The sequence below is a fragment of the Vibrio porteresiae DSM 19223 genome (genome assembly GCF_024347055.1).
In the GTDB taxonomy this organism is placed as follows: Bacteria; Pseudomonadota; Gammaproteobacteria; order Enterobacterales; family Vibrionaceae; genus Vibrio; species Vibrio porteresiae.
The window spans coordinates 2,873,029-2,887,775 of sequence record NZ_AP024895.1 but is presented as its reverse complement, the minus strand read 5'-3'; the positions used below and the strand labels follow the sequence as shown (position 1 = coordinate 2,887,775).

Sequence of the window (14,747 nt, the reverse complement as noted above, 5' to 3'; positions counted from 1 at the left end):
GAAGGGTGAATGGCGTATCGTTAATGCAAATACGAGTAAAATAGGCCATCGAGTAGGCGACTCCATCCTTCAACTAGGACGAAGAGCAAAATCTTCAGTGGCAGTGAGATAGTCATGGGCGAGACCATTTGCATCCCAAGAGCGAGTAACACGTTCGAGACAATCAAGTCGATGACGATAAACGGGATATAGATTAAAAAGCCAATTTGCAGGCCCGCTTGAAGTTCTGAGAGCATAAAAGCGGGAATGATCACCATCAGGTCATCTTTGCGCACGTTTTCCGCCATCTCTTTGGGCCACATGCGAGCGGTGTTATCCATGATGTGAGTGACCACATCGGGGTTAGCGTTTTTCGCCATAAACTGCTGTAAAGGTCCAATGATGTGATTGACGCTCGATTGCATCGAATTGAGCGAGCTGAAATCGGGCGGTGTCTCTTTGACGCGTTCGCTGATGTCGTGAAAAACAGGTGCCATGACGAAAAAGGTCGCAGCCAAAGCAATGCCATAAATCGCCATATTGGGCGGTACTTGCTGCACCCCCATGGCATTTCGGGTGATGAGCAGCACCATGGAAATTTTGAGAAAGGCACTGCACACGATGAGCAACATCGGCAGCAGCGACAAACCACCTAAAAATAGGGCAAAGAGTAGCGGGTCAACTTGGCCTAATCCCATGCGTTGGACTCCGCTTCTGGCTCATCACTTTTCTCTGGTGGTGTTGCTAAACGGCGTGTTGGTAGATGAATTTCTGTGAGTTGTAAGCCAAGCTCACCTTCGATACTCACCAGTTCGCCACTGGCAATACAACGTTGACCTTGGCGCAGCTGTGCATGACCCGGTGCTATTTGGCGCGCCGTGATCATTGAGCCCACCGTAAGCTGGCTCAGTTCTTCCAAACTCAATGTGACTTCACCCGCAGTGATGGTCAGGGTGATGGTCAGGGTGATGGGTAAAGTCTGATTGGCGTTATGTTGGTCGCTCATTGCATGTTGTGAGTAAGGCTCATTAGCCCAATCGTCCAAATGATTCATGCTGCTCTCTGTCTGCGAAATGGATGTCATTTGAGTGATGAGATAGTGGCATGCAGTTCCATCGAAATTCGCTTGCAGAGAAAAAAGGGTGTCGGCAAAGGTAAAGCTGCCGATGCCTTCACAAGAAAAGCGCGGTTGTGTGCAGTGCAATACATCGCCAGCAGCAAGGTGGCTCAGTTGCTGACCATCAAAGGTGAGTGAGCCTAGAATCAGTGGCGCGCTTAGCGCTAGCTTACCCGTATCAAGCTGTGCGACATGTTGCCAAGTTTGGCTATGTAACCAAGCGGAGAGGGTGATGTCCGTTAAGCCGATGATCAGTGCGCCACGATGCATTTCGTGCTGCCAGTGCAGACGATACCAATAATAGGGTTCGTTAGACGGTTGGGCATTGGCTTTTGTCCCAGAAATTACCTCGGTTAATGGATAAAACAGGGGCATTAACTCACGGTGCATCTGCTGGCGATACCACTGTCTTTCCCAACTGTCATCATCAATCGGGTTTGCCGCAGGGTAAGGTGCGTTAGAGAGCTGATTAAACCAAAGTTCACTCTGCTGAGATTCCATATACAAAGTGCCCAAGTCGGTGTGATATGCCGTCATCTGCTCGTAAGTCACTTGGTCATCAGCTTGAGGGAGTGGATAAAGGGTTAGCTGCAAACGTCCTTGCTCGGTAGCAAAGTGGGTCTGTTTGCCATGACCAATGAGGTGATGGTGAGCTTGCTCTGTGCCGCTGCGCTTTGGTAGCTGAGTCATAAAGTTAGGCATTTTGTTGTTCACCTTCTAACGAATTGATGGAGAGCACCACCGGCGCTTGCAACGCACGGCTAAAGTGTTCAGTTAGCTGGTCTTGCTCTTGGCGCACTGCTTGAGCACTGCGCTGACGACGAAACGCCAACTGAATCTGCCAAGTTGAGGCTTGATACTGGGCTTGTAGCTCTACCTCACCTAGGTTGGGCAGAAGCAATTGGCAACGAAAATCTTGGGGTTGCGCGGGCAAACTCTCGGTGACCTTGAGGGTTAAGTTTTCGAGCCAGCGGGTTGAATCCCCCCCAACATGGGAAGCTGGAACGTCTTGGGATTGACTATCGATTAAGGTAGTAAACAGCCCAATATCTTGCAGTGGTGGCATCGGATTCAATGTGTTTAAGGACGAGTTTGATACCTGCAAGGTCAATGACTCTTCCTCATGATGTTTATGGGGTGGTAATGGTTCTTTGACTGGCGCGAGGGTACTCATAGTGACTCCTTAACCCATTGCTGCATTTGTTGCCATTTTTCATGACGTTGCTGCTCTTGTTCCATCACGAGTTTGGCTTGTTTGACCTGCTCGGCTTGTTGCTCAAGAGCATTTTTTAACTGATTGATGGTCTGTTTTAATTGCTCAATTTCGGCGAGCAGTTCCCGCTCTTCACCAATCCAACTATGTAGGGTGGATTGGTCGATGGGACGACCCTGATGGTGATCGTTCAGGGCTTTTTTCTGCGCAACTTGCTCGATTTTTTTTGTTTCTAAATGACGCACTTGCTCTTGGTGACGTTGTTCCAGTTCACGCAGTTTCTGCTGCTCTTTGCGATAAGCTCGTTGGCTTTTGCCTAAGCGGTGATCGCGAATGGGCCCAAGGCAATCGAGAGTGTGTTGCAGCGCCAGCTCATCCTCATCTGGGGCTAATTCAGGTTCAGGAATGAAGTGGCGGCGCATCGGCAATCAAATCGGCCAGCGAGTCGATAACGGTGTCGTAATCCATCGGGTCGCTCATCTCTTGTTGCAAAAAGGCGAGGATCTCGGGATAGGCATCGATAGCGAAATCGGTAAATGGATTGAGTCCTTTTTCGTATTCGCCTAACTGCAACAACATTGCCACCTCTTTGTAGGAGGCGAGTAAGTTACGCAGTACGCCGGCATTGCTACGATGATCGTACTCGGTGACATTGGTCATGGTGCGGCTTAAACTGCCAAGAACGTCAATCGCCGGATAATGGTTCTTCTCGGCCAGTTTTCGCGACAGCACTATGTGTCCATCCAGTAGCGAGCGCACCTCATCGGCAACGGGATCTCCAGCAATCACATCCCCTTCAATCAATACGGTATAGAGCGCCGTGATGGAGCCCGCGCCCTCCATATTGCCAGCCCTTTCGACCAGTCTTGGTAACATGGTGTAGACCGAAGGCGGAAAACCGCCGCGACCGGGGGGCTCGCCTGCCGCTAAACCTATTTCACGTTGCGCACGCGCAAAACGAGTCAGTGAGTCGATCAATAGCAACACCCGTTTCCCTTGAGCGCGAAATCCTTCCGCAATCGCAGTGGCCGTTGAAGCGGCGCGGGCTCGCTCCATACTGGTTTTATCTGAGGTACTGCAGACGAGAATGCAGCGTTGACGTAGCTCTTCATCCAGCTCGTGATCGAGAAATTCACGCAGCTCTCGGCCACGTTCACCAATCAAACCAAAGACAATCACATCGCAAGGCATGTTGCGCGCCAGCTCAGCCAGCAGGGTGGTTTTGCCGCAACCTGCGCCAGCAAAAACGCCGACACGCTGTCCTTCACCTAAGGTCATCAGGCCATCGATGGCGCGCAGCCCTGTTGGGATCGGAACACTAATACGCGGTTTTTGGGTTGGGGCCAGAGCATCTTGAATGACCGGTGTAGTCGAGCTTGATGGACGCAATGAAAAGGCCGCTTGCTGACCTTGCAGTAGTCGACCAAAACCATCGAGCACCGAGCCTAACAGCGCATCATTGCACTCTATTTGGTGTTGCACGTAGTGAGGCACAATCGCCGCACCCGCTTCAATTCCCTCTAAGTTACCAAGGGCAGAGAGCAGCACTTTGTCGGCGCTAAATCCGACGACTTCAGCAAGTACATCGCTGCTCACTGATCCGGTGACGCTACAGAGATCGCCAATACGAGCAAACGGTAACGAGCCCTCTAGCAAAATGCCGTTGATGTCTGTGACCTTGCCTTGAATGGTCACGCAGCTGGATTGTTGCCAATGGTGTGTTATTTGCTGTTGCCACTGGTTAAGGCGCTCTTGCGCGTTCGCTTTGGCTTGCTGGATGGTTGGGTTCACCAAGAGACCTCAAAGTTATCTTTACCTTTGAACACCACTTTGTTGGCATCAATTGAGACCAAACGCAGTCCTTCGATTTCATCGCCAACAAATAGACGTTTGCCATTACTGGTGACCACACTCGCCATTGGCCCAGAGACAATCTGAACAATATCAAAAGGCAAAGAGCCTTTTTGTGCCGAGATATATTTGGCGATGGTCACGGGAGTGCGGTATTGCTCATGAAAGCGGGTCATCATGCGATCCAGTTTTTGGCTTTGATCTGTAGTGAGTGAGCCCGTCATGGCGACTTGCTCACCTTGATGCGAGAGTGCAATAAAACGATTGAGCTCTCTTTCCGACAGCATAGTTAACAGCCTTTGTTCAACGGCAGTGCTGTCAGCCAGTTTTTCACGATCATCCTTGATGGTCGGTAACGTGGGGGCAACGACGTGTTCTGGGCTAGGATATAAAGCGGCCCAAGTGCTGGTGGCAGCGATGGTCACCGCACTGATAAAACCAAATAGAAAAGGCAACACTGTCTTTTTACGTGCTGGCGCTAAGGTAACGATGGGTGCTGGCGCCGCCTCTGCTACTGGGGCTTTGGCGCTGGGGGGCTCATATTGCCAAGGCGTATCGGCCGCACAAATGGTGAGCCAAACCGTTCCCAAAGCAAAGCTCAACTGATCGGTAGTGATGACTAATTGCTCGACGAGATGTCCTTCATCATCAGTGATCTCGCCGTGTTGCTTGGTGACGACCCAGCCCGATACTTGAGCGGTAGATTCTTGCGCGGTAGATTCTTGCACGGTAATTGTGCAGTGCTGTGGGGCGATATCACTATCCAAAAGAACCAAATCGGCTTCTTGGTCTGCGCCAATCAGCCACTCCTCGCCGATGAGTGGCAGAGCTGCGCCCCGGTTTAAACCAGTTAGTACACGTAATTCATACATGGTTGTCGCTCTCAGGTTGAAGAAAAGGCCACTTTGCCCCCATGGCTCAGTGGCTATCTTCTATGTGGCGACCCTGAGTGTTCAGTTCCCACAATAGTGCTCAGTTGCCACAATGATGCAGGATGAACTCCGATTGTTGGACTTTCGCGGTTTGCAGCGCTTCATTGGCTCCGAGTACTAATGAGGCGACCGAATGATGAGCAAACCCACAGCAGATACCAATTTGTACATCCACTTTGAGCTGAATGTTATCAATGACCAAGGGGCAGTGATTGAAATGATGCAGTATGTATTGCGCACGAATTTGCGCTTCAGGGGCTTCACACCCTTGCAGCAAAATCAGAAATTCATCGCCGTTCCAGCGACAAACCAGATGTTGAGAATCGACCTGCTGGGTAAGCCACTGGGCAATGGATTGCAAAATCTTGTCAGCAAAAGCGGGACTATAGCGTTGATTAAGCCGATTAAATTGCTGCACGTTGACCACCAAAATACCTATGGGTAATGAAGGTGAAGCGTTCGGCGGAAAATAGACCTTGGACAGCAGGCTAAAACCGTAGCGATTAGGCACCAGAGTGAGCGGATCAATCATCGATTGAGCGACACTTTGCCTGCGCCAAAGCCGACTAAGGCGTCGACCACTGCGGCGAACAAAAAAGGTCAGCACGAACCCGCAACTAAGCAGTAAGTAGATCGGTGCGCCAAACCGCTCACGCCAACTGGCTAAAGGAACATCAGCGACTAGCAACAGATCGGAGCCTAATGCGTTAGCCAACAAATAACGAGGTGTTTCGTTATTGATGTAGTGTGTTGAACCCGCGCCAAGCAATAATTGATTGATCGCATCACTAGAGACTTCTGCAGGAGAGTAGCCCACCTTGATGGTCGATGAGGAGGGCGCAAGACGCAATTCATCGGCGGCATATAGGTAGACGCGGCAATCGAGATCACTGGCCAAATTATCCAATAGCTCTTGCATGCTCGGAGTGTGAACGTCGACATAGCGTAGCGTGGCTAACTCATGGTGCGATTCAAGCAGTGCCTCTTTGACCAACTTGAGAGACAGCTTGGCATGGCGAATACTCTCTTCACGCTGATCCTTGGCATGGGTGTAGGTAAAAAATAGCGTGAGTCCAATAATGCACACTAGGATCAACGCCACTTGCTGTAAAGAGATCCGATTGGCCATCTGTGTGCTGGTGGCCAATTGCGGCTTATGTGGTGAATCAGCTTTCAAGAGATATCCGTCCCAACACGTTAATTTGCGCAGTACTTTGCAATTCGGTAAATGACAACACTGGGATGTGGTTAAATTCATCCTGCAGTAGGTTACGCAATATGCGCCGCAAATCTTGAGCGACCAGTAACACTGGCCTTGGCGCAGCTAATACTGGAAAGGCTTGGCGCAGCTGTTCAACCAAAATTTGGCTTGCTGATTGAGGCAGCGCAAAGAAAGATTCGGTTTGGGTTTGACGCAACGAATCGCGTAACAGCTCTTCGGCTTCGGGGGTCAGTAGCCAAGCATGCATACCAGTTTCGCTGGTGTATTGATGGCAGATCTGTGCTTTAAGGCTGATGCGCACGTAGTCGGTTAAGGCACCTACATCGCGTTCATATTGGCCATGTTCAATTAAGGCTTCTGCTATGGGGCGGATCGCGCGCAGCGGAACACATTCAGCGGCTAAACGTTGCAATACCGCCGCAAAGCGCGAAGTAGGAAGCACACGCTGTAGCTCTTGCGCCAGTTCAGATTGTTCGTTTTCTACCCAGCTTAGAATGGCTTTGGCTTCTTGCAGGCCAATAAATTGTGGGCCAGTAGCAAAAAAGAGGCGCTCGAGACGTTCGATAACCAGCATGATCGGCGTGACTTTGGCTATATCTTCACGCTGCATCAGTGGATGATTGGCATCAAACCAGACCCATTCATCTTCTTGGCGGTCGTTGCGACCCGCTTCCCCTTGGGCGAACTCTTCAGCGGTAAGCTGATTGATGGGAATGGCTATTTTCCCTGCGGTGTAAGTTGCCCGAAGCGTTGGAACTTCGTAAACGCAAAACTGAAACTCATCAGGTTCAATTGCTGGGCTGTAATCAATATCAAATGAGGGCAGGGTTATGCCAAATTTGTCGACGATGCGGTTACGACACCGACGTGCTTGCCGAATCAGTTCAACGGTGACCGGATCGTTGGGTTGGCTGCGACAGGGATGAAACAGCAAAATGTAAGGGCGTGCAGGGTTAAAGCGGCGCACATCCTCTTCGCCGTTAAATTCGGGAGGCGTGCCATCGGGAACATGATGCATTGATTCATAACGGGCGATCTGTTTGGCCTTGTACAGTTGGAAAAAGCCACTAATCAGTGCCAGGCTGGCTAACACCAAAAAGATCACCGTAGGCATCCCAGGTAACAACGCAAAACCGATCATTCCGCAGGCGGCGATGATCCACGCTTTGGGTTGACTGGTGATCTGCTCGGCCATTTCACGGCCAATGTTGGCATCGACCGATTGGCTATCAGGAGCAACACGGGTGATGATCATGCCGGCGGTCAGTGAGATAAGTAGCGCGGGGATCTGGGCAATCAAACCATCACCAATGGTCAGTACCGAGTAGAGATGCATTGATTCAGAGGCACTCATGTCATGTTGCAGTGTTCCGACAGCAAAGCCACCAATCAAGTTGATGGAGACGATGACTAACCCAGCAATCGCATCGCCTTTTACAAACTTCATTGCCCCGTCCATGGCACCAAATAATTGGCTCTCTTTGGCGAGCAGTTCGCGGCGATGCCTTGCTTCGTGCGCTTCAATCAACCCCGCGCGCAGGTCGCTGTCGATGGACATCTGTTTACCGGGCATCGCATCAAGGGTAAAGCGCGCGGCAACTTCAGCCACACGCTCTGAACCTTTGGTGATGACCAAAAAGTTCACCACAGTCAAAATCAAAAAGATCACCAAACCCACTGCTAAGTTACCGCCCACCACGAAGTTACCGAAGGCTTCGACGATATCCCCTGCATCTTGCTCGAGCAAAATAAGCCGAGTGGTTGAGATGGATAATGCCAAACGAAACATGGTGGTCAGCAGCAGTACCGCAGGAAACGAGGAGAAAGCCAATGGACCGGGTAGATACATCGCCAGTGCTATCAACAGGGATGACAGACTAATATTGAGCGCGATCAGCACGTCCACTAGACCAGTTGGCAAAGGGATGATCATCATAAACACAATGGCAATCACGAAGGTGGCACCGACAATCTCGGAGCGCTTCATCGCGCTAATGGCAAAGCGGTTGAGTAAAATAAAAAGTTGGTTCATTGCGGGTTATGACTCCCTGCTGACTGGGTAGTGTGTTGACGTTCGTAATGGGCGTATTCGGTCATTAACCGTAAAATGAGGTTTAACGTGCTTTGACGGGATTTACCGTCTTTCCAAAGTGGCAGTGGCATTTTCTGAATCAGGGGATAAAGGGCGTTAAGCAGCACCACATGAGCCAGTGGATGATCGCCAACCGTTTCATTGCCCAGCGTTTTCACTTCTCGGGGATAGATACTGGTTTGAGTAAAGTCGATGAGGCGGCGAGTCATTCTTGCCGCGGTCATCTCTTTAAGTATGCCTTTGGCAGAGAGCTTAAGGAGCATTGCCTGTACGCCATTAAGAATATTGCTAAGTTGTTGGCTGGCATTCAAATCGCGCAGTAATACACGCAAATGTCCACGTGGTAGCGATGGAAATTGGGCAGCTAAATCGTCGGTCATAGCGCGCATTAAGGTATGGATACCTTGGGCAAAATGGTGTTCATCAAAACGGGTTAACAAGGCATCAAAAAGGGTGGCGAGAGACGCTTGACCAACGATGTGCTGATAGTAAAGCTGGCGCAGCGATTGACGATTATCTGGGTCTTGGCTAAATAGCGCTAACGCTCCAGCGGTGTTGAGCCCCGCCATCACTTGTGCGCCATGCTGTGCATGTAATTCTTGGCTTAGCTGTTCTAAGCGAGCCACTTGTTCCGCTGGGCGAGAGCCTTTGGCTTGCAACAGCGCTTTTTGTAGCAGAACTTCCGCTTTGGCTGGGTCGCCCCCCACACTTTTGAGCAGATCATCGAGTAACATCTGCTGCTGGTTCATTGCCAGCAGCTTACGCACCTCTTGATCCAAAGTGTGCGTATCTTGACTGGTCAATAGCTGATATAGCTCGGCCAGTTTTTCTACGCGCTGTTCAGAGCGCGATTTAATACTGCGCTCCGCGAGACTTTTAGTGCTCTTTTCCACGTGTTCACTGAATCTCATCGAGATCTCTTCCATGGAATCGGCCATCTCTTGAGCGGGATTGACCATCGCAGGAGCAACCACGGCAGAGGTCGTCACTAAGGGTGTTACTGGCTCTAAGGGTTGTTGAGGCGTATTCGGTATGGAGTGAATATTCATTGTATTTAGGCTCCGGATACTGATTGCGTTTGGCGATAAATGTGGGTGGGATAGTGAAATCAACCACGGCTCCACAAGGTTTTTCTTTGGGTGGAACAAGAGGAAGGAAAAGTTCCAGTCGGGAAGGAGATTAGCCCTGCCGCTCGGTGGGCAGGGACTTGAATGCTTAGCGTGGAGTATGAGATTGAATCAATTGCGCAATATGCGAAACCACGCGCGCTGCGGTGAGTGCAGCATCTTGTTGAAGCTCAGATTCTTGCTCAGCATCGGCGAGGAAGCGATCTTCTAAACGTTCTATATAAGTTGAAAAATCAAAGGGTTCGTTTTGCTCTGCGGGCGTCGAATGGCGACCTAAAGTGATGGTGAGTCGCTCCATGACCAAAGCAATGGCTTGTTCGAAGGCTTTACGCTGCTCTGGATTAAGGTAACCGTCACCTTTTTCAATCAGTTCTAGCCATGTTTGTGGATAAGTAGAGGTTGATAGCGTCATAATCGATCCTGTTTAACACGAAAAACAAGCTCTGGAATCCAGAGCCTGCTTACTCAATCAGTTCATGCCGATAGAAAGGGAAACCGCAGGAGAGCCACTTTGGCCGCCCATACCGCTCATACCACCCATCGCAGCACCGAGTCCTAATCCTGATTGACCAAATGAACCACTGTTGTTGTCCATCATTTTGGCCACCATCTTGAGGACATCTTTGAACATGTCACCGATTTGACCACCACCATCTTGGGTGGGAGAGATGGTATTGTTTAGGGCACTTTGGCTAGAGCCTTGCATTAAGCTATTACCCAAATCGACTAGGCTTTTACCCAAGTCTTGCATGGAGAAATCGCCGCCGCTTGAATCAGAACCCTCTAAACCGCTAGTGCCACCAAGGCCACTTGAGCTGCCCGTGCCGCCAGCACCACTTGTACCACCTACGGCACCAGTGCCACTGTCTGAGCTGCTAGAATCTGAACCGTTCATCATGAGTTTCATCATCATCATGAGCAGTTTCATCATATCTTCCATGTTCATCTGGCCTTGGGCGCCAGAGCTATTACCGTCGCCACCTTGGTCTGAAGAAGCACCGTTGCTACCTTGGGTTCCTTGCGTCATTTGCTCAAGCAGTTGCTTGAGCATGTCACCTAAATCAGAACCTTGGCCACTTTGGCTCGAACCAGTGCTTTGGTCTTGGCCTGTGGTGCCACTTTCGCCACCTTGCGCCATTTTCAGTAGGGCTTTCACCATCATGCCGACCAGTTGCTCAAGTGGATTGCTTTGACCACTTTGTGAGCCCTGTAAACCTGAATCTTGTCCACTCAGCCCAAGGGAATTGGAGCCAGAGAGTGAATTTGATGAACCCATATCGCCTAGACCGCCCAGGCCACTCATTCCGCCGGCTGAACCGGTTTGAATTGTTAACGACATCATCCGTTATGTTCCTATCTCTAAGATTTGACTGTGCCACCAAGCTTGCTTCGCTGGTGGCATTCGGTGGTTGGCGATGCCCTACGCAAAAGTGCAAGGGTGTCGTTCTCCGTTGTTTATGTGGTCAAATTTCTCAGCGAGTTCCATGGATGGAGGTTACTGAATCAGGTTATGGGATAATGCATAACGGACAATTTCGCTGTTACTGGTCAGATCCATTTTCTGCATGAGACGAAACTTATGAGTACTCACGGTTTTGTTGCTGATATGCAGCTGTTCTGCAATGTCGTTGACAGTTAATCCCTTAGCTAAGAGACAAAATACGTGGAATTCACGCTTTGAAAGCGACTGATGCTTCTCTTCATTAGCCAGCCTTTCTGCCGGTTCAAAGGCTAACTTTTCTGCAATTTCACACTCCAAGTAGCGACCGCCATCCGCGATACGACGAATTGCCTCGACTAAAGTTTGTGCATCACAATCTTTGGTGAGATAGCCTTTGGCTCCCGCCAGTAAGGCACGGCGAATAATTTGTGTTTCGTTGTGCATACTTAAAATCAGCACAGGGATATGAGGATAATCATCACGCAGCCGCTCAATTAATGCGGTGCCGCTGAGCCCCGGCATAAGAATATCGAGCGTAATTAAATCAGGCTGTTGTGGTTTCACTTGCAACTGCTCAAGCAGATCGTTGCCATTGCTGGCTTCACTGAGAATATGAAAATCCGAGTAAAGAGAGAGCAGCTGCTTAAGGCCTTCTCGAACGATTAAGTGGTCATCCACAATCAACAAATTCACACTCATAACTCTACCTCCTGTGGTGTCAATGGAATGCGGATTTCAATTTGGGTTCCTTCCCCTAATGCACTCTCTAAAGTAAATTTTGCTTGCATGGCGAGCACTCTTTCGCGCATGCCGATAAGACCAAATGAAGCGTGATGATGGGTTTGGCTTGGATCAAAACCACAACCGTTATCTCGCACAGTGAGGAACAGTTGATCGGATAAAACATCAAGCACGATAACCACTTGGGTTGCGTTGGAGTGTTTGAGCGCATTATTGAGCGACTCTTGCACTAAACGAAACAATGCTATCGCGATGTCCTCATCCAGCGTCAAATCGGGCTGCGATGGTCGTAACTGGTAATGACACTTAGGGTTGCGATGGCGATAATCCTCCACCAACCACTCTAATGCCGCCACCATGCCCATATCTAATGCACCAGGACGCAGCCGAGAAACAAGGTTACGAGCAAAGGTAATGGTTTCATTTAAGTGGGTATGAATTTGACCTAAGGTGGGGGCGATGGGAGCGTGTTCACCCAGTTGAACCGCCAGGCTTTGTAAGCCAAATTTCAATGCGGTTAGGCGCTGACCCAGTTCATCATGCACTTCGCGTGCGATGTACTTACGTTCATTTTCGCGAACCTTATCGTTGTAGGCTGCCAAACGGCGCAGTTGCTGCTGAGCCAATTCTTGTTCTTGGCGATATTGTTTGAGTAAGGTGATATCTCGCCCAATGGCGAGAATATGAGTGATATTGCCCGAAGAGTCTTTCTCCGGTACCAAGCTGATCAGTGCGCAGCGTTTTGTGACGCTCACTATGGTATGGAACTCAAACTCCAAAGGTTTTCCCGTACATATCACGGTTTGAATGTGCTCTTGATACTGTAACCCTTCGATTCCGCCGGGGAAAGTATGGGGTGGAGCTGCCAGTTCCTGCGCAGAATAGTGCCCATAGAGACGGCGAAATGTCGGGTTCACATAAATGCGCCTGCCGGTTAAATCGTGCCTGACTATGGTGTCTGTCGAGTTTTCTACCAACATTTGAAACTCTTGTGCACGTTGGCGGCGTTCTTCTTCCCGCAAAATTTTATCGGTCACTTCGCGTTTCACAAACACCATGCGTTTCACTTCACCGAGGCTATCGAGCAGTGGGGTCATGGTGATGTCGTAGTAGTGACTATCGCGATAACAAAAAATGTTCTCCAAATGGGTGGTACTGCGACTGCTTAGGCTCTGATATTTAATTGACTCTAGCTGGTCAAGATTTTGGATTGGCATCACCGATTCGAGATAAGTACCGATACAGCTGTTGGCACTTTCTCCCAAGCTTTGTTTGGCTGATTGATTGAGGTCAGCGATGCGCAATTGTTGATCTTCAGTTACGTCAAGCAACATGATGTTGTCATCCATATGAGCAAACACCTTTTGATATTCCCGTTCGATTAACTGGGTTTGCGAGCTTAACTCGCGATCGCGATGCTCCTGCTGCGCCTGTTTTTCATCGGTAATATCCCGTAAGTAGGCGATGATCTTGTGGGTTTCTTGGTAAACAAAATCGTTGGCGACAATGTGCAACAGACGGGGCGGTGCATTATCCGGATGGTAGTGGATTTCATAGCTAATGCTTTTTTGCTCGCGCAGTTCCTGATTCATTTTCAATAACTTGGCTCGATCATATTCAGGGTTAAAGTGCCAGGGTTGGCGTTGATAGAGCTGGGTTTTACTGAGCTGAAACAGTCGGCAGGTCGCTTGGTTAACGAAGGTGAAATGAAAATCGTGGTCAGGGTCTATCACCACGATCGCAGGATCGTAGGTTTCTTCAATCAGGGTTTTCAGTAATGCATTTTCTTGACGTAAAACTTCGACTTCAGATTGGTGGAAAAAATCGGGAGTTAATCTATCCATAATACCCAAATAAACAATATAAGTTATTGAATTTATTATTAACTAATTCATTAATGTTTGTCTGTGACTCAAACATTATACCGTCAGCATGCTGGAAAATGAGGCAGGAAAATAGCCCGATTTTTTCGGGCTTGAAAAATCAATAGGTTAGAAGGTGATACCCTTACCCGTTTGAGTATTGGCATTATTCGCCTTATTGGCTGAATCCAGATACCCGTTGGTGATGGCGTTAGTGGTATCGACATACATCTTACTCGCTTGCCCTAGAGATTGTTGTAACACAGTTTTCGCTATGTCTCTGTCCGTCATGAGTAAGGCTTGTTGATTTTGGCGTTGAACTTCTTGGGCTCGCTTTTCCACATCATTCACCAGTCTCTCATTAGTAACAGAAGCGCTAGTGTTTGGTTTTGACTGTAGTGGCTGACTATTGATGTTGTGTTCGAACAGCGGGTATGTCCGACATGTGATTGCAAACGCCATTCCCCATCTCCTTGCTACTTTTTAGTTCGATGCTTTTTGTCTTCGATATTGATTAGCCTCTTAGCTTTATTTAATCACCGAACACTAAAGCATCTCTTGAGTGGTTACTTTTCTGTTTTGGTTCCCATGATTGTTGGAGGGGGCTGAGTGCTCAAAATGTTGATGGTGGCTTGATGGATTAGTGGTGAATTAACGACTTATTAATTAGAGGGTTATGAATTACTGCGCCTCATCTAGGCGATGTTCTTTTTAGAAAATTGGAAATTTTTTAAAAACGGTCGGAACTGGCTTGCATCGCGCTCCACTTAATTTGCGAGACATGCATCGGGTATGTCTTATAAACAAACTCTTAAGCTCTATTGCATTGAAAAACAAATAGTTGCCAAGCCTTAGAGTGTCATTAGCGAATATATAAGGAATATACCATGAGTTTATTAAGTGGAATGGGTGGTGCAGGTCTAGCAGCTTCTCAATCAGCATTAGCAATGTTGGATCAAACTTCAGCGCAAACAACCATGATGAACGCTCAAGCGCAATCACAAAAAATGCAAGCGGACACAGTAAACAGCATCATGAACGGCTACGTTGACTCGGCAAACAAAGCCAACAACGCTGCAACCCAAAGTGGTAAAGCTATCAACTACTAATCCCGTTGGATTGGCTCTATGGCGACACACGTGTCGCCATTTATTTTGGTTTCATTATGAA

15 protein-coding genes are annotated in these 14,747 nt (G+C 49.0%); 1 reads left to right on the top strand and 14 read right to left on the bottom strand.

The window, feature by feature from the left end; genetic code table 11:
• Positions 1–20: 20 nt before the first annotated feature.
• The 14 genes from sctR to OCV11_RS13075 all read right to left on the bottom strand — a co-directional run bounded on the left by sctR (position 21) and on the right by OCV11_RS13075 (position 14,039).
• Positions 21–677 carry a type III secretion system export apparatus subunit SctR gene (gene sctR, locus OCV11_RS13140; RefSeq protein WP_261893360.1) on the bottom strand — a complete coding sequence of 219 codons (657 nt, stop codon included), beginning with the start codon at positions 675–677 and terminating at the stop codon, positions 21–23.
• Positions 668–1,798 carry a FliM/FliN family flagellar motor switch protein gene (locus OCV11_RS13135; RefSeq protein ID WP_261893358.1) on the bottom strand — a complete coding sequence of 377 codons (1,131 nt, stop codon included), beginning with the start codon at positions 1,796–1,798 and terminating at the stop codon, positions 668–670. Before OCV11_RS13135 ends, sctR begins: the two co-directional genes overlap by 10 nt.
• Entirely contained in the window at positions 1,791–2,270 is a 480-nt protein-coding gene (locus OCV11_RS13130) for a type III secretion system HrpP C-terminal domain-containing protein (RefSeq protein WP_261893357.1), read from the bottom strand. Before OCV11_RS13130 ends, OCV11_RS13135 begins: the two co-directional genes overlap by 8 nt.
• On the bottom strand, positions 2,267–2,731 hold the full coding sequence (locus OCV11_RS13125; protein WP_261893356.1) for a hypothetical protein: 465 nt from the start codon (positions 2,729–2,731) through the stop codon (positions 2,267–2,269). Before OCV11_RS13125 ends, OCV11_RS13130 begins: the two co-directional genes overlap by 4 nt.
• A complete protein-coding gene (locus tag OCV11_RS13120) occupies positions 2,709–4,100 on the bottom strand; it encodes a FliI/YscN family ATPase (protein ID WP_261893354.1) in 1,392 nt (463 codons plus the stop codon). Before OCV11_RS13120 ends, OCV11_RS13125 begins: the two co-directional genes overlap by 23 nt.
• The gene (locus tag OCV11_RS13115) at positions 4,097–5,032 is read right to left on the bottom strand and encodes an FHA domain-containing protein (protein ID WP_261893352.1); all 936 of its coding nucleotides are present in this window, start codon (positions 5,030–5,032) and stop codon (positions 4,097–4,099) included. The genes OCV11_RS13120 and OCV11_RS13115 overlap by 4 nt, the downstream gene beginning before the upstream one ends.
• Before the next feature lie 100 nt (positions 5,033–5,132).
• Positions 5,133–6,269: a GGDEF domain-containing protein gene (locus OCV11_RS13110; RefSeq protein ID WP_261893350.1), complete on the bottom strand. Its 1,137-nt coding sequence runs from the start codon at positions 6,267–6,269 to the stop codon at positions 5,133–5,135.
• On the bottom strand, positions 6,259–8,346 hold the full coding sequence (gene sctV, locus OCV11_RS13105; protein WP_261893348.1) for a type III secretion system export apparatus subunit SctV: 2,088 nt from the start codon (positions 8,344–8,346) through the stop codon (positions 6,259–6,261). The genes OCV11_RS13110 and sctV overlap by 11 nt, the downstream gene beginning before the upstream one ends.
• Entirely contained in the window at positions 8,343–9,455 is a 1,113-nt protein-coding gene (sctW, locus tag OCV11_RS13100) for a type III secretion system gatekeeper subunit SctW (RefSeq protein ID WP_261893347.1), read from the bottom strand. The genes sctV and sctW overlap by 4 nt, the downstream gene beginning before the upstream one ends.
• A 166-nt stretch (positions 9,456–9,621) precedes the next feature.
• On the bottom strand, positions 9,622–9,945 hold the full coding sequence (locus OCV11_RS13095; RefSeq protein WP_261893346.1) for a hypothetical protein: 324 nt from the start codon (positions 9,943–9,945) through the stop codon (positions 9,622–9,624).
• Positions 9,946–10,002: 57 nt separating this feature from the next.
• Positions 10,003–10,875, bottom strand: a complete 873-nt coding sequence (locus OCV11_RS13090; RefSeq protein ID WP_261893345.1) for a hypothetical protein — start codon at positions 10,873–10,875, stop codon at positions 10,003–10,005.
• Between the two features lie 153 nt (positions 10,876–11,028).
• Entirely contained in the window at positions 11,029–11,673 is a 645-nt protein-coding gene (locus OCV11_RS13085; RefSeq protein ID WP_261893344.1) for a response regulator transcription factor, read from the bottom strand.
• Positions 11,670–13,559 carry a PAS domain-containing sensor histidine kinase gene (locus OCV11_RS13080; RefSeq protein WP_261893343.1) on the bottom strand — a complete coding sequence of 630 codons (1,890 nt, stop codon included), beginning with the start codon at positions 13,557–13,559 and terminating at the stop codon, positions 11,670–11,672. Before OCV11_RS13080 ends, OCV11_RS13085 begins: the two co-directional genes overlap by 4 nt.
• A 147-nt stretch (positions 13,560–13,706) precedes the next feature.
• The gene (locus tag OCV11_RS13075; protein WP_261893341.1) at positions 13,707–14,039 is read right to left on the bottom strand and encodes a hypothetical protein; all 333 of its coding nucleotides are present in this window, start codon (positions 14,037–14,039) and stop codon (positions 13,707–13,709) included.
• 425 nt (positions 14,040–14,464) lie between these two features.
• On the opposite strand from OCV11_RS13075, the gene OCV11_RS13070 reads away from it, so the two are divergent.
• Positions 14,465–14,686 carry a hypothetical protein gene (locus OCV11_RS13070; protein WP_261893339.1) on the top strand — a complete coding sequence of 74 codons (222 nt, stop codon included), beginning with the start codon at positions 14,465–14,467 and terminating at the stop codon, positions 14,684–14,686.
• The last annotated feature ends 61 nt before the right edge of the window (positions 14,687–14,747 follow it).